This is a genomic window from Cystobacter fuscus (assembly GCF_044360685.1).
GTDB classification, from domain to species: domain Bacteria; phylum Myxococcota; class Myxococcia; order Myxococcales; family Myxococcaceae; genus Cystobacter; species Cystobacter fuscus_C.
This window is the reverse complement of sequence record NZ_CP043491.1, coordinates 10,818,635-10,845,335: the sequence shown is the minus strand read 5'-3', so window position 1 is coordinate 10,845,335 and position 26,701 is coordinate 10,818,635. Positions and strand designations below refer to the sequence as shown.

The following is a 26,701-nucleotide window of genomic DNA, read 5'->3' as shown; positions in this document are numbered from 1 at the left end:
GGGACTGGACATGACTACGGTTGAACTCGCACGGGCCGCGTGCCTCCTCCTCATCGTCGCGCTCGTGGTCGTGGCGGTAATCCGGAGCAGGCGGTGGGACGCGTGGCTGCGCGACACCCAGGACGTATTCGCCCAGCATGGCGTCAAGCTCGCGGACCACGACAAGCTCCGGTGGGTCGCGAAGCCCGTCGAGAAGTCGGAGGTCGAGCTGGAGGGCTTCGTCGAAGGCCTGCTTCCGCCCGGGGCGGACTCCGAGCGGGTGAGTGGGGCGAGCAGCTCCCGGTTGAAGGTGCCACTGCCCGGAGGGGGGCTGTTGATGATTCCTCCCGACCTCGTCGAACCGCTCCTGGGTCCGTTGCCGCCCGTGCCGCGTGTGCGCACGGGCGAGGCCCGGTTCGACGCGACGTTCTCGTGCTTCGCCCAGGGCGGCGAGCTGCCGCGCTGGCCGAGTGGTACTGCCTTTCCCTCGCCCGAGGACCTCGCCTTCCTCCAGGCGCACCGGATGCGCTGGCTGCGGTGGAATGATGACCTGCTCGAAGTCGCCTTCGAGCCGAGCTCCCCCGCGGATGCGGTGCCGCTGCTCGCCTTCGCCCAGGCGCTGCGCCGCAGGCAGCAGGGACGCGCGGTGTCGACTCCCCCGGCCGCCGCGCCGTCCATGCCCGTGGCGCCCATCGCGGGTCTCAAGACGGAGGACCAGATCTGGTTCTTTTTCGCGTTCGGCGGCGTGATGATGTTCTCGGCGTTCGCTCCCCACTTGTTCGACCCGCTGAAGGACGTGGTGTCGCTGCACGTGTGCGGCGTCAAGGGAATCCAACTCAGCAACGAATGGGCCCGGTGCCCAGACGGACGCGAGGTGATGGGGGCCTCGCTGCTCGCTGCGGCCTGGATTGGGCTGTTGCCCCTCCTCGCCTTCCGCCTGCGGCGCAACCTGTCCCGGTTGGTTGGTTCCGTGAAGCCGCTGAAGGTGTCAGACGATTCGTAGGGCGCGAGGTGCACTGGCGAGGGTTGGTGCGTTCCAGAGCGCGGCCGGCGGCGTAGCCGTGTACCCATGGTTCGCGCCGGGGATTTCGAGTAGGTCTCCCTCATGCGTGCCTTTCAGATGTCGAGCGAGCAGTCCCCTCCCGATGTGGCGATCCTGCCCGGACGCGCGGGCCAGGCACGGCTCGCTTTCGAGCGGGTGGGCAAGCGCACCATCGTGAGCCGTGCCCGGGCGAAAAGCCCGGTTCGCTTGTTGACGCCGCGCAATCACGGCCATGCCGCCTGGGTCTACACCAGCCTGCTGGGGGATGGGCTGGTGGATGGGGACCACCTCACCATGGATCTGGACGTGGCCGAGGGGGCCTCCGCGCTCCTGTCGAGCCGGGGCCACACCCGTGTCTACCGCTCGCCGCATGGTTGCAGGAGTGAGGTCGTCGCCAGGGTGGGCGAGGGGGCGCTGCTCGCCTGGGTGCCGGACCCCACCACGTGTTACACGGGCGCCCGATACGAGCAGCGGCTGGACATCCAGCTCGCCCCAGGGGCCTCGCTCGTCCTGATGGAACTCGTCACCACCGGACGCAAGGCCACTGGCGAGCGTTGGACCTTCTCGCGCTTCTCCTCCGCGCTGCGCGTCCACCGGGAAGGGCGCGCGTTGTTCGACGAGTGTTGGCTGCTCGATCCCGCCCAGGGAGCGATCTCCGAACGGCTCGGCCGTTTCGATGCGATTGGGACCGTGCTGCTGGTGGGCCCCGCGTGTGCGTCCGCCCGTGAGTCGCTCGCCAGCGGACTGGGGGCACTGCCCATCACCCCGCGCGCCGGGCTCGTCTGCTCCGCCAGTCCGCTCGGTCCCGATGGGTTGGTGCTCCGGGCCGCCGCCGTCTCTCCCGAGCTCTTGCAGCACTCAGCCCTGGATTGGTTGTCTTTCCTTCCCCCCATGCTGGGAGACAATCCCTGGGCCCATCACGGATGATGGGGCACTCACGCGGTGTGTCATGGTAGAAGTCCGATTCGTCGGATGGGCCCGTGCCCACGAAGCATCGCAGAAGGAGACACATGCACCTGTCACCGCGTGACATCGACAAGCTGCTGTTGCATGGAGCGGGCTTCCTGGCCCAGAAGCGTCTGGCTCGGGGCTTACGGCTCAACTACCCCGAAGCGGTGGCGCTCATCTCCACCCAGCTCCTGGAGTTCATCCGCGACGGCAAGCACAGCGTGGAAGAGTTGATGGACCTGGGAGCGTGCCTGCTGGGCCGCGCGCAAGTGATGGCTGGCGTACCGGAGATGATCGCGGATGTGCAGGTGGAAGGCACCTTCCCGGATGGTTGCAAGCTGGTGACGGTGTCGAATCCCATCGCGAAGCATCACGGTGACCTCGAGCTGGCACTCCACGGCAGCTTCCTTCCCGTGCCACCGCTCTCGCTCTTCCCTGATGTGTTGCCCACGGTGATGGAGACGCCGGGCCAGCTGATCGTGCAACCCGGTGAGCTGGTGCTCAACGAGGGCCGCGACGTCGTCGAACTGGAGGTCACCAACACGGGTGATCGTCCCATCCAGGTGGGCAGCCACTACCACTTCATCGAGACGAACCGGGAGCTCGTCTTCGATCGACGAAAGGCGTACGGCCGGCGGTTGAACATCCCGGCGGGCACGGCGGTGCGCTTCGAAAAGGATGAGGTCAAGACGGTTCCGCTGGTGAGGATCGCCGGAGCACAGGTGATTCGAGGTGGCAATGCACTGGCCTCCGGTCCCCTGTCCGCGGAGAACGCGGAGCGGGCCATGGCGCAGGTGCTCGCGCGGAACTTCGGTCACAAGGACCAGGAGGAGACATGAGCACGAAGACGATCAATCGCGCCGATTATGCCGTCCTGTACGGTCCCACCAGGGGTGACAAGGTCCGGCTGGGGAACACGGGGTTGCTGGCGCAGGTGGAGCACGACCACACCGTCTACGGAGACGAGTGTGTCTTCGGCGGCGGCAAGGTGCTGCGCGAGGGCATGGGGCAGCAGGTGGGCGCGAGCAACGCCGAGGCGCTGGACTGCGTCATCACCAATGCCCTCATCATCGATTGGACGGGCATCTACAAGGCGGACATCGGCATCAAGGCGGGACGCATCCGCGGCATTGGCAAGGCGGGCAACCCGGACGTGATGGCGGGGGTGACCCCAGGTCTGGTGGTGGGCGTGACCACCGAGGTCATCGCCGGCGAGGGGCACATCGTCACGGCGGGCGGCATCGACACGCACATCCACTTCATCTGCCCGCAGCAGGCGGATGAGGCGATCGCCAGCGGTGTCACCACCTGGGTGGGTGGAGGAACGGGGCCCGCCACGGGCAGCAAGGCCACCACCTGCACGCCCGGGATGTGGAACATCTTGCGGATGTTGGAGGCCACGGACACGTTGCCGCTCAACATCGGCATCACCGGCAAGGGCAACACGTCCAGCCCCGAGGGCCTGTGGGAGCAGATTGGCGCGGGCGCCGTGGGTCTGAAGCTGCACGAGGACTGGGGTTCTTCTCCGGCGGCCATCGACGCGTGCTTGTCGGTGGCCGAGCAGGAGGACGTCCAGGTCACCATCCACACGGACACGTTGAACGAGTCCGGCTCCGTGGACGACTCCCTGGCCGCCTTCAAGGACCGCACGATCCACACCTACCACTCGGAAGGCGCGGGCGGCGGGCATGCGCCCGACATCATCCGGGTGTGCGCCGCCCCCCATGTCCTGCCCAGCTCGACGAACCCCACGCGCCCGTTCACGGTGAACACGCTGGATGAGCACCTGGACATGCTCATGGTGTGCCACCACCTGAAAAAAGAAATCAAGGAGGACATGGCGTTCGCCAACAGCCGTATCCGCGAGGGGACGATCGCCGCGGAGGACATCCTCAACGACCTGGGCGCCATCAGCATGATCTCCTCGGACAGCCAGGCGATGGGCCGGGTGGGCGAGGTCATCAGCCGCACGTGGCAGACGGCCCACAAGATGCGCGAGCAGCGCGGCCCCCTGCCCGAGGAGCAGGGCTACAACGACAACTTCCGCATCCGCCGCTACGTGGCCAAGTACACCATCAACCCCGCCATTGCTCACGGCATGTCCCATGAGGTGGGCTCGGTGGAGCCGGGAAAGCTGGCGGACCTGGTGCTGTGGAAGCCCGCCTTCTTCGGGATCCGCCCGGAACTGGTGCTCAAGGGAGGGTTCGTCGCCTGGTCGCAGATGGGAGACCCGGGCGCGGCCATCCCCACGCCTCAGCCCAACTACATGCGGCCCATGTTCGGCGCGCGGGGACGGGCCCTGGGGGCCACGAGCATCGCCTTCGTGTCGGCGCGTTCCCTGGACGAGGGACTGGTACGGGGATTGGGTCTGTCCAAGCAGCTGTCCGCGGTGCGCCGGTGCCGGGGAATCGGCAAGCGAGACATGAAGCTCAACGACTTCCTGCCGCCTGATCTGCGCGTGAGCACGGACGACTTCAAGGTGTACATCCAGGAGCAGCTCCTCCACTGCGAGCCCGCTGGCTGGCTTCCCCTGGGACAGCTCTACTCGCTGTTCTGAGGCTCGAGCGCGCCATGGGCTCTTCCTGGAGGGTGTTGCAGCTGGCGGATTCGGGCTTTCCCACCGGGGGCTTCGCGCACTCGGGGGGACTGGAGGCGGCGGTGCAGCACGGCGAGGTGCGCGGCCGCGAGGGGCTGGAGCGCTTCGCGCGGGAGCTGCTCTGGCAGGTGGGGCAGGGCGCCCTGCCCGCGCTGGGCGCCGCTCACCGCGAGCCCTCCCAGGTGGCGGCGGTGGACGCGCGGGTGGAGGCGTTCCTCACCAACCACGTGGCCAACCGGGCGAGCCGCACCCAGGGCCGGGCCTTCCTGGACACCTGCGCGCGCATCTTCCCCGAGCAGGTGGGCCCCCTGCGCCACTCCGCGCGCGGGGCCGGGGTGCGCTTCCACCACGCGCCCCTCTTCGGCGCGGTGCTGCGCGTGCTGGAGGTGGAGCTGCTCGAGGCCCAGCAGCTCCTCTTGTCCTTGTCGCTCCGGGGCGCGCTGTCCGCGGCGGTGCGCATGGGAATCGTCGGCACGCACGAGTCCCACCAGCTCCAGCACCAGCTCACCCCGCTGCTCGACGAGGTGCTCGCCACCTGTGGCGGGCTGGGCCTGGAGGCGCTCGCCCAGACGTCACCGTTGTTGGATCTGCTCGGCTCCACGCATGACCGGTTGTACTCGCGGCTCTTTCTCTCTTGAGGTGAACCATGCACGACGACGAACACCGTGGCCACGGCCAGGACGACGCTGATCACACGCACGAGGAGTGGGATCATCCCGGGCACTTCCACGAGCGCGACAAGCCCCATCGCGCCGACTTCTCCGAGCGCTCCTTCACCATCGGCATTGGCGGGCCGGTGGGCAGCGGCAAGACGGCGCTGGTGCTGGCCCTGTGCCGGGCGCTGCGCGACAACTACCGCCTGGGCGTGGTGACCAACGACATCTTCACCAAGGAGGACGCCGAGTTCCTCGTACGCAACCAGGCCCTGTCGCCCGAGCGCATCAAGGCGGTGGAGACGGGCGGCTGCCCCCACGCGGCCATCCGCGAGGACATCAGCCACAACCTGCTCGCCCTGGAGGAGCTGATGGAGCAGCTCAAGCCGGAGCTGCTCATCGTGGAGAGCGGTGGCGACAACCTGGCGGCGCAGTACAGCCGCGAGCTGGCCGACTACACCATCTACGTCATCGACGTGGCGGGCGGGGACAAGGTGCCGCGCAAGGGCGGGCCGGGCATCACCCAGTCGGACCTGCTCATCATCAACAAGACGGATCTCGCGCCGCACGTGGGCGCGGACCTGGCCGTCATGGAGCGAGATGCCCGGAAGATGCGTGGCGACGGGCCCTTCGTCTTCACCCAGGTGACCAAGGGCGTGGGGCTCCAGTCGGTCATCGACCACATCATCGGCGCGTGGCGCAAGGCCACCGGGCCGGCGTCCCGGAGCTGAGCGCCGGGGCGGTACGGGTGGAGCCGGACAGGTGCTTCCGGCTCCACCTTCAGCTTCCCGCCTTCGGGCTGCTCAGGCGGCGTGCTCCGGCGTGTCCGACTTGCCGGAGGACGGAGCGCTGGGGGCGCCCGAAGCACTCGCGGCCCGCTGACTCGCGCGGCGATCCCACATCACCTGCATCACCGCGGCGAGCACCGTGAAGGACACGATGAGCGTGGTGATGAGGCCGATGCACGCCACGAGTCCCATGGACTTCAGGCCGTTGTGGCTGGCGACGAGCAGGGCGGCGAAGCCCGCGGCCGTCGTCAGCGTGGACGAGGCCACCGCGGCGCCCACGCTGCGCAGCGCCACCATGGGCGAGGTGCCCTCGAGGAAGCGGTGCAACAGGTACAGGCCGTGGCTCACCCCGAAGCCCAGGAGGATGGGCAGGATGATGATGTTCATGAAGTTCAGGTGGATGTCCGCCAGCGACATGATGCCGAGCATCATCGCCAGACCCACCGTGAGCGGGATGACCGAGGCGAGTGCCAGCGACACGCTGCGGAAGTCCAGGAAGTGCATGAAGAGAATCCACAGCGTCACCAGGAACACCGCCAGCTTGCCGTCGGCGAGCACGATGCGCGCCAGCCGCGCGAACAGCGGCGCCGCACCCGCGGCCCGGTGGATCTCCGCCGGGGCGATCACCTTGCCCGACGCGTCCTTGATTTCCGGCGTGGGGATGGAGCTCGTCTGGTCCGCGAAGTCGAGCATCTTCTTGCCGTCCCACAGGTCCACGGCCGGGTAGATGAACGTGAGGTAGCCGTGGTTCTCCGGCTTCGTCTCCGGCAGGTGGACGAACTGCTCGCGGTAGTTGGCCGGCACGCCGTGCACGTCGAAGGGCCGGGCCTCCAGCATCTTCATGAACAGCGCCGCCTTGTCCTGGGTCTCGGGCGGCAGCGCGTTCACGTCGATGTCCTTGAGTTCCTCCTTCCACTCCTGGAGGATCTTCGCGTTGGCGGCCGCCGTCTCGGGCGGCGGCACGAAGGTGTAGATGCTCACCACCTGATCCACGGTGTTGTACTTGTCCGGGTGCTGGGTGAGCTCCTCGTAGATGGCCTTCGCCTCCTCCAGCGTCTTGGAATAGACGGCGATGGGGTCCGCGGAGATATTGAAGCGCTTGGTGATTTCATCCTGCAGCCGCACGGACGGCTGGCCCTCGGGGATGAGCGCGCGGCTGTTGTAGTTGAAGCGCACGCCCCCCTTGATGCGCTCCCACAGGGTGGTGGGGCGGTCGAGGGGAATCTCCTGCTCCGTCCAGTTGATGGCGCAGGCGCACAGGGCGAGCACGACGACGGTGCTGATGCCGAGCACGAGTCCCGGCTTGGGCACGCGCAGCTCCTGGCCCGACTTGCTGTTGAGCGCCGGGGGCTTCATCTCGCCGATGAGCTTGCGCGGCAGCTCCGGGTTGATGCGGCCCGCGATGGACAGCAGCGCGGGGCTCCACGCGAAGAGCAGCACGCCGATGATGAAGGTGCCGCAGCCGGCCAGGAAGCCGAACTGGCTGAAGCCGCGGAACTCGCTGACCATGAGCACGAAGAACGAGCCGGACGTCACCACCGCGGCCACCAGCGCGGGCCGGCCCGCGTTCACCACCGCGTCGCGGATGGCCTGGTCGTACCGCTTGCCCTGGCCCAGCTCCAGCCGGGTGCGGAAGATGAAGTGGATGCCGTAGTCGATGCCGAAGCCCATGAGCAAACCACCGAGGATGCTGGTGATCATGTTCAGCTCGCCCACGGTCACGTAGGTGAAGCCCATGGTGATGATGGTGCCGACCACGGTACCGCTCGCCACGATGATGGTGGGCACCCACTTGCGGAAGGCGAAGATGGTGATGATGAAGATGGCCGCGAACGCCAGCAGCGTCACCGGCTGGAGCGACTCCTCGATGGCGTAGGAATCATCCACCGCCGTCTTGTAGGAGCCCGTGAAGCCATAGGCCACCGTCTGCTTGTTGCCCATCAGCTCGTAGTCCTCCACGAGCTTCACCCCGTCGGAGCCCGGCTGGGTCGAGTAGGCCGCGAGCTTCTGGCGCAGCTCCTCGATGTACGCCCGGGACTTGCCCAGCTCGTTGGAGTCCCACATCGGCTTGATGAGCATCATGATCATCTTCTTGTCGTTCGAGATGTTGTAGTCATCCCGGATGCTCTTCTTGCCGACGCTGCCGTACTTGTTCACCAGGTCCGTCATCTCGAGCTTCACCGGCTCGGTCTTCTGGATCTCGATGAAGAAGGGGTTGGCGCGGCGGATCTGATCCTTGAGGAAGGCCATGATGCGGCGCTTGCCCTCGACCAGATCCTCCGTCTTGATGAACAGGGCCATGTTCTGCTGGATGAACTCGACGGGCAGCTTCCAGGTGACGGAGCGCACGTTCTGCTTGTCCGCCAGCAGCTGGGCGCCGAGGTTGTCCGCGACCTTCTTGAGCGTGGCCTCGTCGTCTCCGCGCAGCGCGAGCATCAGGTGGCCGCTGCCACCGATCATGTCGATGATGCGCTTGACCTCCTTGACCTCGGGCAGGCCCTGGTCGATGAGGTCGAGCTGGTTGGAGTTGATGGTCAGCTTCGTGGTTCCCCACAGGCACACGGCGAACAACGCGGCGATGACCAGGAGAACGAGCCCGGGCCTGCGGACCAGCAGGCTGGCATAGGCGAGGGCGAGGCGCGGCGGCTTGTGGGTCGAGTCACTCATGCGGCCGCGGACCCTATCGGAGAACCGCCCCCACCAGAAGCGCGGCGAGGGCCCCTGTCGCCCGTCCAGCCGCTCTCCGGGGTGCCCTGGGGCCCGGGGCCAGGACCCGGAGTGGGAATAAACTCCGGGCCTCGTGGCTGAGTGCTACTTCTTGGACAGTTCCGCGTCCTTCTTGCGCATCATGTCGAGCAGGTGGTCCCACCCGCCCTGCTGGAAGATGGGGCGCACCTGGTCATCGCGGATGCCGGTGAGCATGGAGTCGCCGAGCACGAACACGTCGAGCACCTTCCAGGCGTTCGCGTCCTTCACCACCGCGTACTTCAGCTTCATCTCCTGCTTCTTCATCGGGTGGTTGATGATGACGAGCGAGCTCACGTTGCCCTTGTCCCCTTCCACCGTGGGCGCGTCGTAGGTGATGGACTGCAGGTTCTTGAAGTTCTCGCGCACCTTGGGGAAGGCAATCTTCGCGAAGAGGCTGTGGAAGAGCCTGGTGAACTCCTTGCGCTGGGTGTCGGTGCCCTTGGCCCAGTCGTCGCCGAGCAGGAAGCGGCCCATCTCCTCGTCGGCCAACTGCTTGAGCGCCAGGTCGTCCTTGCTCAGGCGCACGGACTGGACGACCGTCTTCACGGGCTTGGCCACGGCCTCGTTGGGCGGCGCGGCGAGCGCGGGCATGCAGAGCACGAGAGAGGCCAGGAGGGTCAGGGAGCGAAGTCGAGTGTTCATGAGGTTCCTTCCAGTTGAGGAGCGGTCTCTACTAGCCCAGAGAGGAACGGAAGGCCGGGGATGAAATTCAGAGGGCTTTCCGCCGGTGGACACAGCCGGGGGCCTGCCTGGCCGGTGGCAGCAATGGATGAATTTTCCAGGGGCGGATCGGGGTTTGACTCTCCTGAACCCTCAAGTCTAGTGTGCCCCGTTTTCACGCTTTCCCTGCCCGTCAACCCAAGAAGAACCCATGCCGACTGACTACCTGTTCACCTCCGAATCCGTCACCGAAGGGCACCCGGACAAGATCGCCGACCAGATCTCCGACGGGGTGTTGGACGCCATCCTCTCCAAGGATCCCCAGGGCCGCGTGGCCGTGGAGACCCTGGTGAAGACGGGTCTAGCGATCGTCGCGGGTGAGGTGACCACCAACTGTTACGTCGACATCCCGAAGATCGTCCGCAGCACCATCTGCCGCATCGGCTACACGGACAGCTCCATGGGCTATGACGGCAACACCTGCGGCGTCATGGTGGCCATCGAGGGGCAGAGCCAGGACATCGCGCGCGGCGTGGACAACAAGAAGGAGCAGGGCGCGGGCGACCAGGGCATGATGTTCGGCTTCGCCTGTGACGAGACGCCGGAGTTCATGCCGGCCCCCATCCACTACGCCCACGCGCTCACCAAGCGCCTGGCGGACGTGCGCCGCAAGACGCACAACTGGCTGCGTCCGGACGGCAAGAGCCAGGTCACCGTCGAGTACCGCGGTGGCCGCCCGGCGCGCATCGACGCGGTGGTGGTGTCCACGCAGCACTCGGACGACATCTCCAACAAGAAGATCCACGAGGCCATCCGCGAGGACGTCATCGCCAAGGCGCTCCCCAAGAAGCTCATCGACGCCAAGACGAAGATCTACATCAACCCCACCGGGCGCTTCGTCATCGGCGGTCCCATGGGCGACTCGGGCGTGACGGGCCGGAAGATCATCGTGGACACCTACGGCGGCATGGGCCGTCACGGTGGCGGCGCCTTCTCGGGCAAGGACCCGTCCAAGGTGGACCGCTCGGCCGCGTACATGGGCCGCTACATCGCCAAGAACGTGGTGGCCGCGGGCCTGGCGCGCCGCTGCGAGGTGCAGGTCTCCTACGCCATCGGCGTGGCCGAGCCCGTGAGCGTCCTGGTGGAGACCTTCGGCACGGCCAACGTGCCCGAGGAGAAGATCGTCGCCGCCATCAAGCAGACGTTCGGCCTCAGGCCGCGTGAGATCACCGAGCACCTGGATCTGCTGCGCCCCATCTACCAGAAGACCGCCGCGTACGGTCACTTCGGCCGCGCGGAGAAGGAGTTCACCTGGGAGCGCATCGACAAGAAGGACGCCCTGCGCGATTTCGTGGGCCTCTCGGCGTCGGCGCCGGTGGCCGCCGCGAGCACCCGCCTCAAGGCGGCCGTCTGACGTCGCGCCGCTGAGCGCATCCAGCGCCTGAACGCGCGTGGGCCCCTGGTGGTCCACGCGCGTTTTGCTTTCCGGGGGGAGGGGCCGTCACCCGCCGAGCGCGAAGTCGACGAAGATCTCCACGTCCGAGCCCAGGCCCACGTCCGAGAACTCCCACTGGAGCAGGCGCTGGCGAAGGCACTCGGCCAGCTCCCGGGGCAGACGCTGTCCGGACGCGAAGGCGACCGACTTCGTGGCTCCCCCACGCGCCACGCGGATCCTCGCCCCCAACGTCGTGGGCGCTCCGGGGGGCAGGGGACAGACGCGCAGGTCCGGGGCTCGTGCCTCCATGGCCCGGCGCAGCAGCGCCCGCTGCGAGGACATGGGCGCCGCCGGCGGTGGAGGGGCGGGCTTGGGCGCCGGCTTCTTCTTCACCACCGGCCGCGTGACGACGGGGGGCGGCGGCGGCGCCTCGGGCACGGCCACCGGTGGGGGCACGGGCTCGGGCGCGGAGGGCCACAGCCAGAAGAGCATGAACAGCAGGAGCAGCGCCGCGAGACCCCACCGCCAGCGCCGCGCGGGCCGGGGCGCGGGTGGACGCCTCCTGGCCCCACGTGCGGCCACTCCTCGGGGCGCTCCGCGCGGACGCCAGGCGGCGCGGACTCCCCCCGCCACCGGCCCGGCCCTTCGCGGTGCGCCCCGTGCTCTCATCTCTGGTCGGCGGGCAGGCTCAGCAATTGGGCCCAGTCCTTCGCGAAGCCGCGCGAGAAGCCCGCCCAGTCCCGCGCCACGGCCTGGCACAGGTCGATCCGCGTCCCCAGTCCGGGCTGGAAGGTGCTCAGCTCGGCGCTGAAGGGCTCGTAGAAGGGGTGCTCCGAGGGGCTGATCGCATCGAGTCCGATCCGGGGGAAGGTGCTCATGCTCGCGCAGCGCTCGCGCAGCTGCGTGTAGCTCTCGTTCTCCGACGTGGAGACGAAGAGGAAGCGCGTCTGGGCACGGGGCAGGCTCCAAGCGGAGGTGGCGGGACTGCCGATGTTGAGCCAGCCAGGCCCGGTGGCGAACCGCTTCGCCGGGGTCATCGCGGCCGGGTCACAACCGGGGCCGTAGTCTTGCGGATGGCTCCCATGGTCGATCATCACCACGAGCAGGGCGCTGAGCGGGTCCGCGAAGGGACGGGAGCCAGACGGCGCCTGCGCCTCGCTGAGCCGGACTCCGAGCGACAGCAGGTACTGGCTGCTGCAACCCGTGGGGGCCGTGCCGTTGTAGTTGGCCGCGCTCTCCAGCAGGGACTGCACGCTCGCGGCGGACGGGGTCGCGCTCTCGTTGCCCGAGAACAGCCGCGGCTCGTAGAGCGAGCCCACGGCCGTTCTCCGGATGTCGAAGCCCTGGGCCTTGAGCTGCTGGGTCATCGTCTCGATGAGCGAGCCATACGAAGCGGCCAGATTCGCCGTGCTCCGGTCGATGCGCACCAGCCAGAGCACGCCCGTCCCACGGTCTCCGTTCGTGCCGCTGCCCGGGAAGGTCGCCCGTGGCCCGGAGCCCGCGTCCCAGGCTCCGCCGTCCCAGCCGCCTCCTCCCCCGCCACCTCCCCCGCCGAGGCCGCCGTCCCAGTTGATGTCGAAGCCACCGTCCGAGGTCGGACGTTTGCCCCCATCGGGCCACTCGTCCCCTCCGTCCAATCGGATCAGGTCCGGCGGCTCGATGATGCAGCCGCTCCCCAGGGTGGCGACGAGAATCAGTCCCAACGCGCGCATGGACTACCCCCTCAATTGGCGCGCCCGGCTCGCGCGCCATTCTGCGATGTATTCAATCCCCTGCGCACCATCTCATCCTTCACGCAGGCAAGCAGCTCTCTTCTGGCGCCAGTGAACTCCTCCGGACGTCCCGCGCCACGCATTCCCAGCTCCTCGCGCAATTCGCGCTGGAGCGAGGCGGGGCAGGCATTCAGCAGTTGCTCGCGCAAGGAGCCCTCGGCCCCGCTCAGGTAGGTGACGACCTGGGCGGCGGGCAGGCGCAGCAGGGCCGCGCCGAGCACCTCCACCGGCGCGTTCACCAGGGTGGACTCGGTGACCAGGGACGAGGCCAGCCGCTCCGAGCCCTCCTGCCGCAGCCGCTCGACGAGCCGGTCCTGATCGGCCATGGACAGCGTGTCGAGCACCTCGCCCAGGACGCGCTCGAGCTGGGAGAGGCCTCCCGTGCTCTCGGCGAGCTGGGCGCGCAGCTCGTCCGCCACCGCCAGGGCGTAGCGCGTGCTCAGCTCGGGCTGCCGGGCGAGGCCCAGCGCGAGCTCCCGTCGCTGGGCGGAGTTCAGGGACTGCAAGGCCGCCGAGCGCAGCGCGGAGGGCGCGAAGCGCAGCGCCACCTCCCGGGCTCCCGGCGCCAGTCCCAGGCACGTGCTCGCGAAGCGCTCGGGCCGCACGCCCTCCAGGAAGGCGAAGGCCATCTCCACCGAGCCGTCCGCCTGGGTCAGCCGCGAGGCGATGGTCCTCCCCTCCAGGTCGTACAGCGCGGAGGCCCGCGCTCCCTCGTCCACGGAGGGCACTCGCCCCAGCTCGGCGGCGAGCCCCACCAGCGACGCGGACAGGGCGGGGTCTCCTCTGAGGTCCTCCAGGAGGAACTCCCCCATCTCCCGGGTCCACAGCGCCACCTGCCGCAGCTCGCCCCGCGCGAGTGCCTCGCGCACCACGGCGTTGCGCACCGAGCGCTCCTCTCGCAGCGTCCGCTCCAGCCGTCCGGCCCGGTGGGACGGGTATTCGGTGGGGGCGGGAGGGGCCGCGGGCGCGGGCTCGAGGGGGGCCAGGGGCAGCTCTGGCCCATACTCCAGGCCCGGGGGCGGCGACGCGCGGCGGGTGGCCACCACGAGCAGCACGCCCAGCACCAGCACCGTCAGCGCGAGCAGCGCCGCCACCGCCAGCAGCGGGGCCGCCTCCAGCAGCCGCTCCTCGGCGCGCTGGCTCAGGGGCACCGCGGGTGTGGGCTCGGGCTCACTGTCGGGCGTTGGCGGGGGCGTGGCCGCGGGCGGGGGCGGCTTCGCCTCGCGCGGGGGGGCCTCCAGGTGGGGGGCGTTGCGCGGCGGGAAGGCCACGGACTCCAGCTCGACCGTGGGCTGGGCGCTCACCGTCTTGAGCCGCTGCGCCACCAGATCCTTGAGCCGGGTGCGGAAGGTGCCCGGGAGCTGGCTGTCCGTCAGCACGCGCGCGCTCACCGAGCGCAGGGTGGGCAGGCTCGCGCTCGTCGACAGGCTCTCGAAGCCCGGAGCCGCGCCGCCCACGGTCTCGTCCTCGACGCGGGCCTCCACCGACACGAGCACGCATTGCTCGGGGCAGAGGGTGCGCAACAAGTCGGTGATCTCCGCGCGGGCCCGCTCCTCGGACTCCGCGCGCAGGCGGGCCTGGGGCGTGGAGGGCGCGGCCAGGGCGATGCCCGTCCAGGCCAGGACGGCGAGCAGCGGCAGAAGGTGTCGTGACAGGCGAGTCATTGGCTATTCCACCCGGATGACGACCCGGCGGTTGGCGGCGCGTTGTTCCTCGGGCGAGCCCGGGACGTCGACGCGGCGGGTATCGGCGAAGCCCCGCACCGACATCCGCTCACGGCCCACACCGCTCTGCTCGAGGGCGGTGCGCACGTTGATGGCGCGCTGCGAGGACAGTTCCCAATTGGAGGCGAAGCGGGCGGTGCGGATGGGTACGTCATCGGTGTACCCCTCGATGACGAGCCCGCGGGAGGGCAGGGTCTGCAGCATCCGGGCGATCGAGGTGATCGCCGCGCTGCCCTCGGCGCGGATGTCCGCCGAGCCCGAGTCGAACAGGAGCGCGTCCTTGAACTCGATGGCCAGCCCGTCCGCCTCCTGGCGGGTGAGCACCTTCTGCTGCAACCCCTCTTGGGTGATGAAGGTGTCCACCTTCTCCTTGAGTTCCTCCAGGGGGGTCGCCTCGCCCGAGAGCGAGGCCGCCATGCGCTCGAACTGCGCCATCTTCGGCGGCGACACGGCGAGCAGCAGCACGAAGAAGCCGATGAGCAGCGTCAGCAGGTCCGCGTAGCTGATGAGCCACAGCTCGTCGTCCTGGCCGCCTTGCAGCAGCGCTTGCAGCTCCGGATCCTCCTTCACGGCTCACCCGCCGTTCCGGTGGCGATCTCCGCGGCCGGGGCGCCCGCCGCATGGGGCGAGGTGCCGGACAGCTCGAAGAGCTTGCGCACGTCCGCGAGCGGCTTGTCCTCGCGGATGAGCACGAGCGCGCGGGTGATGAGCCGCGCCTCCTCCACCGCCACCGTCATGTGTGAGTGGATGATGCGTGCGAGCGGCTGGTACACGGCGTTGGCGAGCAGCAGCCCGTACAGGGTGCACAGGAGCGCGAGCGCCATGGAGGGGCCGAGCTGCTCGAAGCGCGACAGGTCCTTGAGCAGCGAGATGAGTCCGAGCACCGTGCCCACGAGGCCCGTGGCCGGCGCCACGCGCGACAGCGTGCCCAGGACGTCCTCGGCGCGCTTCATGCCGCTCACCATGCAGAAGAGCGACGTGCTGGCGGTGCTCTCGATGTCCGCGGCGGAGTACTGGCGGATGACCAGGGGCCCGAGCTGCCGCAGCACGTCGTGTTGCGCCTGGCTGGCGATCTCCAACGCGCGGGCTGGACGGCGCTGGCGCACCTCGGCGGCGAACTGGGTGAGGGCCTCATAGAGCTGGGCACGCGAGCGCGACGCGGAGAAGCGCAGCGCGCGCACCACCGCCCGCGCCGCGCCCCCGAGCTCGCTGAACTTGTACGAGGCCACCGTCATGCACAGCGGCGCGAACCCCAGCAACACGAGCGAGGGCACGTGGATGATGCCCCCGAAGCCGCTCGCGTGCCCCTGGGTCAGGGTGTAGGCCAGGGTCAGGCCGAGCCCCAGCATTCCGATGATGAAGTGCATGGTCCTATTCCTCTCCCGAGGTGGTGGCGCGCAGGGCCTCGGCCACGCCCGCGTCGTCCGGATTGATGGACAGGGCCTTCTCCCACGCCTGCCGGGCCAGCTTGGGCTGGTTCAGCTTGACGTAGAGCGAGCCCTTCATGGCCAGCAGCCGCGCGTCCTGGGGGTACTCCTTCTCCAGCGCGACGAGCTCGATGAGGGCCAGTTCGTATTTGCGCGAGGCGTACATCTCCTTCACCCGCGCCACGCCCCCGAGATAGCTGCGCGTGCGCGCCGCCCGGTTCGCGTCCACCACCGGGGCATTGCCGGGCGCCTTCGGCTGCTCGCCCTTGGGCGCGGAGGCCGCCTTGTCCTGCTTCAGGCTCAGCACGGACTCGGCGAGCATCTCCTCGTCCGCGGAGGTGAGCATCTCCACGGGGCCGCCGCCCGCGAGCGGCAGGCGCACCTCGTAGCCGCCCGAGCCCTCGGGCAATTCCATCTCCCACACGCGGCCGTTCTCGGCCATGCGCAGGATGTACTTCTGCGGCGGTGGGAGGGGCGGGCCCTTGTCCCTGTCGGCTCCCGGCCGCCGGCTCGGGGCCGCCGAGCGCCGCATCTCGTCCGGCACCACCAGCACCTTGGTTTTCGGCGTACTCGTGCACGCGGGCAGCACCGCCACGAGCACCCATCCCCAGAACCTGGTCCTCACCATGTGAAACCCATTCCTACCTGCGGGGTCAGCCCGCCCACGAAGTACGTACTGTCCTCGCTGCTCGCGAAGGGCACCAGGAACCCGAGGCTCGCCTGCAGGGTGATGCGGTGCGCCAGCACGCACTCCGCCTGGGCGTTGAACATGGGCGAGTTGCCCGTCGCCCCCGTGACGAAGAAGCCCGCCGAGCCGCCCGCGAAGCAGTTGATGCTGTAGACGTTCTCCGGGTTGATGCGCGAGAGCAGCGTGGCCTCCAGCAGCGCGCCGCCGATGCGCGTGGGGTTGATGATGGCCGCCACCGTCCCGCCCGCGCGCCAGGTGCGCTCCTCGCCGAAGGCCTCGGTGAACCGGTAGGCGGTGTAGGGCGCCCAGATGGCCCCGTCCGGATGGTTCTGGGTGGGGATGACGATGGCGCCCAGGTGCACCGAGTGGTTGAAGCGCGGCTTCGCGTTGATGCGGTCCTCCAGGTCCTTGAGCCGCGCCTCCCGGTGCTGCACCTTGTCCGCGGAGCGGTAGAGCAGCGCCGTGTGCGGGTGTACCCGGTAGCCCTCGGCGAAGAAGACGGAGGCGTCCTCGCCTCGCACCATCTCCACGTCGAACGCGAAGGAGTTGGGCGCGGTGTACAGGGTGAGGCTCGCGTTGAGCACCACCTGGGCGTTGTACTTCTTCATCACCTGCTGGAGGTCCTCGCGGCGCGACAGGCCCCGGCGCACCACCCACGTGCCATTCTCCACCTCGGCGTGCGTGGCGTAGCACTCGTAGCAGCGCACCACCCGCACGTTCGCCGCGCGGTAGATGGCGGCGATGAGGCGCGCCTCGAAGACACTCGCGAACTCGGGATTCATGTTCTCCGAGACGCGCACCCGCTCCAGGAGGATGGGGGAGATGCGGTTGGCGCCCAGGCGCGCCACGTCCGCGGCGAACTCGTCGATGATCTCATCCAGCACGTCGTTGGCGTCCACGCGATCGCCCGGCCGCACGAGCCGTCCCTCGCGCGCCTCCAGCCGCGGGGGCGTCCGCGGCCGGGCGTAGATGCTGGCCTCGCCGGACATCTCGTTGTCGGGGGGTGACGTCGGTGGCGCCTCTGTGGGCGTCTGGGCCCCCGCGCCGAGCGCCCACAGGAGCCCGGTGAGGAGGATGATGGCTTCACGGCGCATGCGGAACCTCGGTCTTCGCGGGAGCGGAGACGGGGGATGGGGGCTCGCGCGGGAACCAGTCGCGCCAGGAGCCCTCGGGAAGGGGAAGGGCGAGCAGGGACCAGGGCTCGGGCCAGCTCACGGTGAGGGGCGGCGGAGGCTCGAGTCCCGGAGGCGCGCCCACCGCCACCTGACCCACCGCGACGAAGGCCTCCAGGCGCTTGCCCTTCGCCGCCGCCTGGGGACCCCGGTCCTCGAGCGCCGCGAGCAGCGCGGGGAAGGTCTTCTCGTGGCGCGAGTGCACCGCCTGGCGCATCCCGTCCAACTGGGTGGCGAGCAGCGGGCGCCACCGCGCCTCCGTCAGGTCCGCGCTCGCCGTCACCAACGCCTGCGCGAGCGCGAGCACGATGCGGTCCAGCTCCTCCAGGTCCTTCGCGGGCACGTGCTCCTGACGGCGCAGCACGAGCAGCCGCTCGACGGCGCGGGTGAGTCCCGCCGAGTCGCCCGAGGCGAGCGCCACCTCGGCGCGCAGCGTGTGCCCCCGGGCCCGGAAGAGGGCGCTCTTCTCGAGCAACAGCCGCTCGGAGACCTCGAGCGCCAGCCGCACGTTGCCCCGGTCCAGCGCGAGGCCCCCCAGGGTGGCCAGCCGCCGGGGGAAGGCCGCGGCGGGTCCCAGGTCGCGCAGCAGCGTCAGGGCCTGGGCGTCCAGCGTGCCACGCGCCAGGTCGACGAGGGCGATGCCTCGCAGCGCCTCCACCCGGGGCTCCTGGGCGCTGGCGAGGGCGGGGAAGACGGAGGGCCACATGCGCGCGAGCGACTCGCGTTCCCCGAGCGCCTGGTACGCCAGCGCCCGCCGGTAGAAGACATCCCAGCGCTCGGGCGACTCGGAGAGCGAGGCCCGGGCGTCGGGCCCTGGCGCGTAGGGCTCGGTGAGCGCGAGCACCTCCCGCCAACGGGCCTCGGTGGACAGGTGCGCCGCGGCCTGCGCGACGATGGGCAGCCGCGACGGGGCGAGCACGGGCTCGTCCACCAGGGCCAGGTAGCCCGCGGGAGGATCGATTCCGAGGCCGAGCCGCAGCAGTTGGCCCAGGGGCCGCGGCGCGTCGCCCATCGCGGAGGGGCTCAACCGGCGTGCCACCTCCCGTGCCTCGTCGGCCCGCCCGAGCATGAGCAGCCGGGACGCGCGGTGATAGAGCAGCCGGTGCGCCACCTCCGCGCCCAGGGCCTTGTCCACCTCCCGCTCCAATTCGGAGGTGAGCAGGGGCAGCTCATCCGTGGCGGGGACGGGCTGTGCACAGGACGAGGGCCGCAGCCGCAGCTCGAGCGTCTCGGAGGACCAGTTCTCCTCCTCGATGGGCCAGCGCAGCGCCTGATCCTTGGGGAGCAGCGCGGCGCGCCGGAAGAAGCCGGGGGTGAGCACGTCGCGCCACAGCGTGGCGGAGGAGGCGGCGGATGCGCCGAGCCGGCCCCGGCGGGCCACCTCCAGGCGCAACAGGGCGCGCGGGGCGAGGGGGCTGTCCTCGGGCCGCAGGGGCGCGAGGGGCTCGCAGTTGAGGAAGCGCACCACGTCGCCGAAGAGCCGCTGCCGCTCGGCATCGGCCGGGTCCACGGGGGGCTCGGCCAGCCGCTCCACCAGCGCGGTGAGATCCCTCGCCCAGAAGGGCTCGGCGTAGGGGTGGGCGGTGAGCGCCACCGCGAGCAGCGGCCCCCTCACAGCACCACCCCGAATGTCAGCGTGGGCAGGACCCCGAACGACACCAGGCCCCGCTGGCGCTTCTCGAAGGTCACCACGAGGGGCACATCGAGCTGCGCGTGGACGCGCGGACTCACGCGCACGAGCAGGCCGGGGCCCACCATCGGGGAAGGGCTCACCCCGCGATCGGTGAAGGTGAAGCCCAGGTGGGCGGCGGCCTGCACGTCGAAGTGCAGCAGCGTCCCGGTGCCGACGAGCACCTTGCCGTAGCCGAGCCCCTGCCGCCAGCCGGCCGCGAGCAGCGCGACGGGGCGCTGGGCGTCGGGGACGAGGCCGGTGCGATCGAAGACCTCGGAGCCCGCGGCGCTGAGCGAGGAGAGGAACAGGGCGAGCTTGAGCTCCACGCCGCCCATCTCCATCGGGTACCAGCTTCCGGACAGCAGCAGGCCCGGGTTGTTGTAGTAGTCGCCGCGCGCCAGATAGCCCAGGCCTCCGGTGGCGAACACGTGGTCCTTCTTGAGCAGCAGCCGCCGCTCGACGCGCACGGGCGTGCCCTCGGCGCCGGGAATGGGCGAGGCGGGGTCCGCGGCGAGCAGGGCGAGGAGGAGTCCGGAGAGCATCAGCGGGGGCCCGTCAGGAAGCAGCGGGGCGTGGCGTTCCAGGCCAGGAGCTCGCCCTCGGGAGTGGAGAAGAAGCGCTCGCAGTCCTCGCGGCACACCTCGAGCGTGAAGCGGAAGCTCAGTGGCTCGAGCTTCTGGTTGCGAGGGACCGGCTCCTGCTGTGGGACGGTCACCTGGAAGCGGGGCGGCTGGGCCGCGTTCACCGGTACGCTCTGGGGTCCGTAGACGAAGTTCACGCCGTCCAGGCCGCTCGGGCGGGTGCACCCCTTGAATTCGCGCACCCCGGAGAGCTCCTTCGGGGTGAAGAGGGCAAAGCCCTCCGCGGGAGGCTGCTCGAACTGGATGAAGGGCAACTGCACCCGGGCCAGCTCCTCGAGTCTCGCCGTCAGGCGGGGATCCGTGCTGTAGGTCCAGGGCGCGCTCTGGGTGAACCGGGTGTTGCTCAGGACCTCCGGGGTCGTCAGGGCCCAGACATGAGGGGGGTTGCTGCCCCCGTTCTGCAGATTGATGAAGTCTTCCCTCAGGGACGATGGAAGCGGCAGCTCCACGTTGTTGAAGTAGAGCAACACCGGCTTGATCCGCCCCCGGCCGAAGAGCTCCTCCGCCTGCCTGAGCTGATCCGCGTATTGGCTATAGGGATACGACCGGAAGCTGGACTGAACACACCCCGGTGAGAGCTCCCAGGGGGACAGCTCCATCCCCTTGCGGCCCGGGGGCAGCAACGCGGTCCGGAAGGCCGCCGTCAACTGCTGCTTGACGCGGGTGCACTCGGCGGCATTGGGAACGTGGAGATCGAAGATGAGACCGTAGACCAGGGGGACATCCTGCGCCTTCACCACCTGTTCACGGGGCAGGGTGCTGAGCTCGGGCGGGTAGGGGTCCACGAAGTACGTCTCGCAGCCTCCCAGCAGGGCGCCCAGGAGCGCCACCCCACCGAGACTCCCCCTGCCCTGGTTGCGTGGTGACCTCGACCGCGTCCGATTCACGTGAACGACCCGTCCCCCGCTTCGGCCCGCATGCGCGTGGTGGATCACCTTTTACCCGAAGGGGCCCCGGGTCTGAAAGGGGGGCTCTCCCCCGTCCCACCGGGCGACATCCTACTCCCCGGCCGGACCCGTGGACGCGGCGAAGGTGGCCAGGGTGAGGGACTCCGGGGGCGCGGGCAGGGACTGGGGGGCGCGCGCCTCGCCGCTCCGGTAGCGCCAGCCCGTGCCATCGTGGCGGAACTCCGAGCGCTCCACGAAGGAGCGATCCTTACCGCTCTCGAAGACGCGCGCGTAGAAGAGCACCACCGACGTCCCGGACGGGTCGGTGAGCTGGCGATCCAACACGTACAGCCGGGGGTACTTGAGGGCGCCGGCCTGGGCGCGCAGCTCGCGCACGAAGTCTTCCCGGGGGCGGGAGCGGTCCGGGTGGTCGGGGTGCAGGGTGCGCCAGAGGTAGTCCACCTCGCGCAGGGCGAAGGCGCTGTAGCGCGAGCGCATGAGGGCCTCGGCGTCCGGGGCTTCCGCGGTGCCGCGGTGGTAGCGGGCGCAGCACGCGGTGTAGCGCAGGCCCGAGGAGCAGGGGCAGGGAGGGGTGGGGGGCATGGGGTGTTTCCGGAAGACAGCTCCGACGTGAAGGACCTTGCTGCCCTGGAGGCTAGCGCATACATGCACTTCCCTCCTCTATGAGTCTCTTCCAAGCCATCGTTCTCGGACTGGTCCAGGGGTTGACCGAGTTCCTGCCCATCAGCTCCACCGCGCACCTGCGCATCGTCCCGGAGCTGTTCGGCTGGGCCGACCCGGGCGCGGCGTACTCGGCCGTCATCCAACTGGGCACCGTGGCGGCCGTGCTCATCTACTTCCGCAAGGATCTGGTCACGCTCGCCCGGGCCTTCTTCCAGGGGCTCGCGCGGCGCCAGCCCATGGCCACCACCGAGTCGCGCCTCGCGTGGTTCGTGCTCGTGGGCACGCTGCCCATCGGCGTGTGCGGCCTGCTCTTCAAGAAGAGCATCGAGACGTCGCTGCGCTCGCTCTACGTCATCTCGGCGAGCCTCATCCTGCTCGCCCTCATCCTCTTCATCGTGGAGCAGCTGGCCTCGCACCAGCGCACCCTGGAGCAGATGACCTGGCGCGACGGCATCATCGTGGGGCTGTGGCAGGCGCTCGCCCTCATTCCGGGCTCCTCGCGCTCGGGCACCACCATCACCGGGGCCCTGTCCCTGGGGCTGCGGCGCGAGGACGCGGCGCGCTACTCCTTCCTCCTGTCCATTCCCGCCACCTCGCTCGCGGGCCTCTTCGAGCTCAAGCACCTCCTGGAGGCCACCGAGCGTCCCTCGACGCTGGCGCTGGTGGTGGGGACGCTGGTTGCCTTCGGCTCGGGATGGGCCGCCATCGCGTGGCTGTTGAGCTACCTGCGCCGGCGCTCCACGCTCGTCTTCATCGTCTACCGTGTGGTGCTCGGCTGCCTGCTGCTCGTGCTGTTGCAGCGGGGCGTGCTGCACCCCCAGTCCGGGTTGGAGAACACGGACACGCCCTCCAGGCCCCTGAAGGTCCCCGTGGAGAAGCAACTGACGGAGTAGCCGTGCACCCTCTCTTCGACGCGCTCGAGAACCATCTGTCCACCCGGCCGCCCCGGGCGTTGCGCGTGCCGGGGCTCGTGCTGCGCGAGGCGGCGGTGCTGGTGCCCCTGCTGCTGCGCGACGGGGTGCCCCAGGTGCTCTTCACCAAGCGTCCCTCCACGCTGCGTCACCACGCCGGCCAGTACTCCTTCCCCGGCGGCTCGCGCGACGCCGCGGACCCCACGCCCCTGCAGACGGCGCTGCGCGAGACGCGCGAGGAGCTCGGCATCGACGTGACGGGAGTGCGCGTGCTCGGCGCCCTGGACGAAGTGGCCACCCTGGGCGGCTCGGGCTTTCGCATTCATCCCTTCGTGGGCGTGCTTCCCCATGGCCTGGAGTACAAGCCCAACCCCGCGGAAGTGGAGTTCATCGTCGAGGTGCCCCTGGCGCACCTGATGGACCCCACCGTCCACCGCACCGAGCCCCACTTCGCTCGGGGTGTGGCGTACGAGGTGGATTTCTACACCTACGAGAGCCACGTCATCTGGGGCGCCACCGGCCGCATCCTGCGCCACCTGCTGAGCCTCACCGGCGCGCTGTCCCCGCCTTGAGGCGCTTCCAGGGCTTTAGAAATTACAGGCTGGCGCCGCATGCTCCGGTGCGGGTGCTTGGCCCGAGACGTTCCAGGCCGCGCGTCCGTTGTCGCTATTGCTCGCACCCGGCTTCTTCGTGGATGGTTCGGGCTCGCCGCGCGCCGTCTCCGACTTGTCTCCCGAGCGCTCGTTCATCCGTGGCACGGTGTGTCCCGGAACGAGGAACCCGCATGGGGGTGGGCTGGAGGGGAGCGCGCCGGTGTGGTTCGGAGCCCGTATGGCCAGGATTCTCATCGTCGATGACGAAGTGCATGTGGTGGGCGCCCTCCGCAGATTGTTGCGGCGCGAGGGCTTCTCCATCGAGGTCGCCCTCGGGGGCGAGGAGGCCATCGAGAAGCTGGCCACGTTTCCCGCGGACGTCGTCATCTCCGACTTCCGCATGCGGGGCATGAACGGCCTGGAGCTGCTCGGCCAGGTGTTGCGGATGGCGCCCTCGACCGTGCGGGTGCTCATCTCCGGCCACGCGGACCTGTCTTCCGGTGGACCCGAGGCCGGGGTCATCTCCCACTTCATCAGCAAGCCGTGGGATGATGACCGCCTCATCGCCGATGTCCGGGCCCTGCTGGGCACCCAGCGGGCCTCCTGAGGAAGGGGAGGGCGCATGCTCTCCTGGCTGCCCTCCAGGCTTCGCCGCGGGGCACGGCCGGGCGGACGCGGGTGGATGGAACTGGCGGACCCGGACTGTTGGGACGGGGAATTGTCGAGAGGACTTCCGGCATGCATCTGGCCTTTCCCCGCGATGTGACTGCCCGCGAGAGCGGCTCCCTGGACGTCGCGGACGAGGTGCTCGGTCCCCAGGCCCTGGCCTGCTACGGCGAGCTGCTGCGGGTGTTGCGTTCGCCGCGCTGGAAGTGGCGCCTGCGCGTGCGGGTGGACCTGCTGCGAGGGGCGCTGGCGCTGGAGCCCGCGGTGAGCGAGTGGCTCGCCCGGGGCGCTCCGGGGGCCCACCGGCGGCTGCTCGCGCGGCGCGAGCGGGTGGAGCGCGTGGCCCGCGCGCGGCTCGCCCGCCTCTCGCACCAGGAGGGCGCGTCGCTCGCCGAGGTGTGGGGGCACCTGGAGCGGCTGATGTCCGAGCCGCTGCCCCGGCCCCCGGGTGACGACGAGCCGGTGTTGTTCGAGGGCTCGCAGGGGTTGCGGCACTTCCTCGCGTGGCCGGGTGCGTGGGTGTTCGCGCTGCTCGTGCTCACCCACCAACATCTCCTCGGGCGGCGGGGCGGCGTGGTGCCGGTGCTCGTCCTGGGTGGAGTGCTCCTGGCCGTCTACTCCTTGCGCTACACGGGGCGCTTCTGGCTCACCGCGAAGCGGCTGGTGTGGCAGCCGCGCCTGGGCGAGCCGGTGCAGGTGTCGCTCGCGTCCATCGCTCCGGAGGGCATCACCGCCCTGGCGGCCTGGGGCGAGGTGCGCGTCGAGGGCGAGCGCCGGGTCACCGTGCGCCACGCGGGGGCCGCGGGACGGCTGGCCGCGCTGCTCGAGCTGCACCGCCGCTCGCCCTTCCTCGGGCGGGTGGATGGCACGCCGCGGGTGCGGGACGTGTCCGTGGTGCCCGCCTGGCGTGTGCCCGAGGGCGCCGCGCCGGGCTCGCGCACGGAGCCGGGCGTGGCGGTGTTGCGGCCCGGCTATGCCGCGTTCCTGCCGGCGCACCGTGCCGCCGGGATGTTCCGGGGCCTGACGGCTCCGCTCGGCGCGAAGCCGGAGGCGGACGCCGCCGAGGTGGACGTCACGGTGGAACTGCTGGTGGAGCAGTTGCGGCTGTTGCCCGAGGCGGACTTCGACGCGTACCTGCGCCAGGCGGTGTTCGCCCAGGGCGGCGAGCTGTGGTTCGCGGACGAGGTACGGCCCGGAGAGGCCGCGAGCGCCGGCCATGTGTGCCTGGTGGGCGCCCGCGGCGTGGGGATGCAGTTGCGGCCGGACTCCGTCCAGGCCGAGGCCACCCACCGCATCGTGCGTCAGTGGGCGGCGTGACCCCGGGCCGGGACTAGCGGGCGTCCCACTTCTGGTTCGAGGTGCCGGTGCAGTTGTAGATGCTCAGCTTGGCGCCGTCGTTGGCGTTGAAGCCCTCGATGTCCACGCACTTGTTGGCGAGATAGCTGACCAGGTCGCCCGCGGGGCTGAGCGTGAAGTCCTGGGCGCGGTTGCCATTGCAGTTGGCGAGTTGGATGCGGGTGCCGTCGGCCGTCGAGGCCCCGGCCACGTCCATGCACTTGCCGCCAATCTTCAGCCGGGCGCCGTCCCAGGTGAACTTCTGGGCGGCGGAGTTGTTGCAGGTCCACATCTGCAGCTGCATGCCGTCGTTGAATTGGGAGTTGGGCACGTCGATGCACTTGCCGTTCATCCGCGACACGAACGACACACCGCCGCCGCTGCCACCGCCGCTCGTGAGGAGCGTGAGGCCGAACTTGCTGAGGATGGGGTTGACGGGCTGGAAGAACGTCTGGGGAGCGCTGCTGTCGCAGCCGCCCGCGATGCCCGAGGTCACGCCCTGCGCCTGGTTGCCGGAGAGCACCGAGCCACCCGAGTCACCGGGATTGGCGCACGCACTGGTCTTGGACAGGCCATAGACGGGGCCATCGGAGTAGTTGACGGTGATGTTCGTGGCCTGGAGCGTTCCACACCGCCAGCCCGTGGTGTTGCCGGAGCGACAGATGGACGCGCCGATGCCGGCCTGGTTGGAGCCCTGGACCAGGACGTTGCCGTTGTTGTGGTTGTACACCCAGGGCTGCGGCGTCCACGAGCCGTTGGTGCCCACCCACCCCATGTCACTGCCGGGCCAGACGGAGCCCCGGACGCTGCCCATGGACTGCCAGTTGAAGCCGAGCGCGGGGGTGCCCGCCCCGCCGCAGTGTCCCGCGGTGACGAAGCCGCCCACCACGGAGAAGCCCACCGAGCAGGCGCCGTAGGAGCCACCGGCCCCGGTGCCGAAGAAGTAGACCTCGCCGCCGCGCACGTCGTACGCCGGGCGCGGGGCCTGGGCGGAGTGCTCCACGCGGATCGCCCCGTCCTTCGCGCCGCTGCTCAGGGAGACGAACGACTGGGCGCGCGATGCCATCAGGCTCGTGGCGTTCTCCGCCTGCACGACGACGCTGTTGGTGGCGACGTCCACGTACCAGGAGTAGACGGAGGAGGGCGCGTTGTGGGCGTTGCGGTTCAGCTCCTCCATGATCTCGTCCAGCCGCGCCTTGCTGTGCTTGACGAGCCGGGGCTCGGCTCCGGCGCGGCGAACGCGCGCGGCGCTGGCCTCATCGGTGACGCCGACGATGAGCCCGGTGCCCTCCGCGTTCAACCAGGCGCCGCCGAAGCGCTCTCCGAGCTGCTCGCGCAGGCCCCGCTCCAGGGAGGGCGCCTTCGCCTCGAAGTCCAGCCGGCGCAGCAACTGCTCCTCGGTGCCCGGCAGGTCCCGGCGCATCGCGTTGAGCATGTCCTGCGACACCTCCGGCGAGGTCACGCTCTTTCCGGCGGGAGCGGCCTCGGCAGTCGCTGGCAAGGCATTCACGGTGGCGATGGTGGCGAACAACGCCGTCGCGGTGGAGAGCGCATTGAGCTTCGTATTCTTCATGTCTGTCTTTCTCTACAGGTGAAGTGAAGCCGCTTCGTCCGCGTGGTTTCAGCGGCGAAGGGTGAGGGGCAGGACTGTGATTGACTATGGAACAAGAGTCTCGGGGT

General features: G+C 69.8%; 25 protein-coding genes. 11 read left to right on the top strand and 14 right to left on the bottom strand.

Going from position 1 to position 26,701, the window contains the following annotated elements; translation table 11 throughout:
* Positions 1–10 precede the first annotated feature (10 nt).
* From F0U63_RS44340 to ureG, 6 genes are all read left to right on the top strand, one after another.
* Positions 11–982: a hypothetical protein gene (locus F0U63_RS44340; protein WP_395840677.1), complete on the top strand. Its 972-nt coding sequence runs from the start codon at positions 11–13 to the stop codon at positions 980–982.
* Positions 983–1,084: 102 nt separating this feature from the next.
* Positions 1,085–1,948 (top strand): urease accessory protein UreD, encoded by an 864-nt coding sequence (locus F0U63_RS44335; protein ID WP_395840675.1) that lies wholly within the window; start codon positions 1,085–1,087, stop codon positions 1,946–1,948.
* Between the two features lie 83 nt (positions 1,949–2,031).
* Positions 2,032–2,808, top strand: coding sequence for an urease subunit gamma (ureA, locus tag F0U63_RS44330; RefSeq protein WP_395840672.1), 777 nt, complete (start codon positions 2,032–2,034; stop codon positions 2,806–2,808).
* The gene (ureC, locus tag F0U63_RS44325; RefSeq protein WP_395840669.1) at positions 2,805–4,526 is read left to right on the top strand and encodes an urease subunit alpha; all 1,722 of its coding nucleotides are present in this window, start codon (positions 2,805–2,807) and stop codon (positions 4,524–4,526) included. Before ureA ends, ureC begins: the two co-directional genes overlap by 4 nt.
* A gap of 14 nt (positions 4,527–4,540) precedes the next feature.
* The gene (locus tag F0U63_RS44320) at positions 4,541–5,203 is read left to right on the top strand and encodes an urease accessory protein UreF (RefSeq protein WP_395840666.1); all 663 of its coding nucleotides are present in this window, start codon (positions 4,541–4,543) and stop codon (positions 5,201–5,203) included.
* A gap of 8 nt (positions 5,204–5,211) precedes the next feature.
* A complete protein-coding gene (gene ureG / locus F0U63_RS44315) occupies positions 5,212–5,949 on the top strand; it encodes an urease accessory protein UreG (protein WP_395840663.1) in 738 nt (245 codons plus the stop codon).
* A gap of 72 nt (positions 5,950–6,021) precedes the next feature.
* Here the strand turns inward: ureG and F0U63_RS44310 are convergent, their stop codons facing one another.
* Both F0U63_RS44310 and F0U63_RS44305 read right to left on the bottom strand, forming a co-directional pair.
* A complete protein-coding gene (locus F0U63_RS44310; protein ID WP_395840661.1) occupies positions 6,022–8,673 on the bottom strand; it encodes an RND family transporter in 2,652 nt (883 codons plus the stop codon).
* 144 nt (positions 8,674–8,817) lie between these two features.
* Positions 8,818–9,396 (bottom strand): ABC transporter substrate-binding protein, encoded by a 579-nt coding sequence (locus F0U63_RS44305; RefSeq protein ID WP_395840659.1) that lies wholly within the window; start codon positions 9,394–9,396, stop codon positions 8,818–8,820.
* 229 nt (positions 9,397–9,625) lie between these two features.
* Between F0U63_RS44305 and metK the strand changes: the two genes are divergently transcribed.
* On the top strand, positions 9,626–10,828 hold the full coding sequence (gene metK, locus F0U63_RS44300; RefSeq protein ID WP_395840657.1) for a methionine adenosyltransferase: 1,203 nt from the start codon (positions 9,626–9,628) through the stop codon (positions 10,826–10,828).
* Between the two features lie 87 nt (positions 10,829–10,915).
* On the opposite strand, the gene F0U63_RS44295 is transcribed toward metK, so the two are convergent.
* The 11 genes from F0U63_RS44295 to F0U63_RS44245 all read right to left on the bottom strand — a co-directional run bounded on the left by F0U63_RS44295 (position 10,916) and on the right by F0U63_RS44245 (position 21,435).
* The gene (locus F0U63_RS44295; protein WP_395840655.1) at positions 10,916–11,431 is read right to left on the bottom strand and encodes a hypothetical protein; all 516 of its coding nucleotides are present in this window, start codon (positions 11,429–11,431) and stop codon (positions 10,916–10,918) included.
* A gap of 83 nt (positions 11,432–11,514) precedes the next feature.
* Positions 11,515–12,561, bottom strand: coding sequence for a hypothetical protein (locus F0U63_RS44290; RefSeq protein ID WP_395840653.1), 1,047 nt, complete (start codon positions 12,559–12,561; stop codon positions 11,515–11,517).
* 11 nt (positions 12,562–12,572) lie between these two features.
* Positions 12,573–14,285 carry a FliG C-terminal domain-containing protein gene (locus F0U63_RS44285; protein ID WP_395840650.1) on the bottom strand — a complete coding sequence of 571 codons (1,713 nt, stop codon included), beginning with the start codon at positions 14,283–14,285 and terminating at the stop codon, positions 12,573–12,575.
* A 3-nt stretch (positions 14,286–14,288) separates the two neighbouring features.
* Entirely contained in the window at positions 14,289–14,915 is a 627-nt protein-coding gene (locus F0U63_RS44280) for a flagellar motor protein MotB (RefSeq protein WP_395840646.1), read from the bottom strand.
* Positions 14,912–15,712, bottom strand: a complete 801-nt coding sequence (locus F0U63_RS44275; protein WP_395840644.1) for a MotA/TolQ/ExbB proton channel family protein — start codon at positions 15,710–15,712, stop codon at positions 14,912–14,914. The genes F0U63_RS44280 and F0U63_RS44275 overlap by 4 nt, the downstream gene beginning before the upstream one ends.
* A 4-nt stretch (positions 15,713–15,716) precedes the next feature.
* On the bottom strand, positions 15,717–16,400 hold the full coding sequence (locus tag F0U63_RS44270; protein ID WP_395840641.1) for a tetratricopeptide repeat protein: 684 nt from the start codon (positions 16,398–16,400) through the stop codon (positions 15,717–15,719).
* Positions 16,394–17,554 (bottom strand): hypothetical protein, encoded by a 1,161-nt coding sequence (locus F0U63_RS44265; protein WP_395840638.1) that lies wholly within the window; start codon positions 17,552–17,554, stop codon positions 16,394–16,396. The genes F0U63_RS44270 and F0U63_RS44265 overlap by 7 nt, the downstream gene beginning before the upstream one ends.
* Positions 17,544–19,247: a hypothetical protein gene (locus tag F0U63_RS44260; RefSeq protein ID WP_395840634.1), complete on the bottom strand. Its 1,704-nt coding sequence runs from the start codon at positions 19,245–19,247 to the stop codon at positions 17,544–17,546. The genes F0U63_RS44265 and F0U63_RS44260 overlap by 11 nt, the downstream gene beginning before the upstream one ends.
* Positions 19,244–19,846, bottom strand: a complete 603-nt coding sequence (locus F0U63_RS44255) for a hypothetical protein (RefSeq protein ID WP_395840632.1) — start codon at positions 19,844–19,846, stop codon at positions 19,244–19,246. The genes F0U63_RS44260 and F0U63_RS44255 overlap by 4 nt, the downstream gene beginning before the upstream one ends.
* Positions 19,846–20,775, bottom strand: a complete 930-nt coding sequence (locus F0U63_RS44250) for a hypothetical protein (RefSeq protein ID WP_395840629.1) — start codon at positions 20,773–20,775, stop codon at positions 19,846–19,848. Before F0U63_RS44250 ends, F0U63_RS44255 begins: the two co-directional genes overlap by 1 nt.
* A 168-nt stretch (positions 20,776–20,943) precedes the next feature.
* Positions 20,944–21,435, bottom strand: coding sequence for a YchJ family protein (locus tag F0U63_RS44245; protein ID WP_395840627.1), 492 nt, complete (start codon positions 21,433–21,435; stop codon positions 20,944–20,946).
* Positions 21,436–21,515: 80 nt separating this feature from the next.
* Between F0U63_RS44245 and F0U63_RS44240 the strand changes: the two genes are divergently transcribed.
* The 4 genes from F0U63_RS44240 (at position 21,516) to F0U63_RS44225 (ending at position 25,003) form a co-directional block, all read left to right on the top strand.
* Positions 21,516–22,409, top strand: coding sequence for an undecaprenyl-diphosphate phosphatase (locus F0U63_RS44240; RefSeq protein WP_395840625.1), 894 nt, complete (start codon positions 21,516–21,518; stop codon positions 22,407–22,409).
* 2 nt (positions 22,410–22,411) lie between these two features.
* Complete coding sequence (locus F0U63_RS44235) at positions 22,412–22,999, top strand: NUDIX hydrolase (RefSeq protein WP_395840622.1); 588 nt, start codon at positions 22,412–22,414, stop codon at positions 22,997–22,999.
* 259 nt (positions 23,000–23,258) lie between these two features.
* Positions 23,259–23,627, top strand: coding sequence for a response regulator (locus F0U63_RS44230; protein WP_395840619.1), 369 nt, complete (start codon positions 23,259–23,261; stop codon positions 23,625–23,627).
* 131 nt (positions 23,628–23,758) lie between these two features.
* Complete coding sequence (locus tag F0U63_RS44225; protein WP_395840617.1) at positions 23,759–25,003, top strand: hypothetical protein; 1,245 nt, start codon at positions 23,759–23,761, stop codon at positions 25,001–25,003.
* Positions 25,004–25,016: 13 nt separating this feature from the next.
* Here F0U63_RS44225 and F0U63_RS44220 read toward each other — a convergent pair whose 3' ends face one another.
* Positions 25,017–26,594 carry a ricin-type beta-trefoil lectin domain protein gene (locus F0U63_RS44220; RefSeq protein WP_395840615.1) on the bottom strand — a complete coding sequence of 526 codons (1,578 nt, stop codon included), beginning with the start codon at positions 26,592–26,594 and terminating at the stop codon, positions 25,017–25,019.
* Positions 26,595–26,701 lie beyond the last annotated feature (107 nt).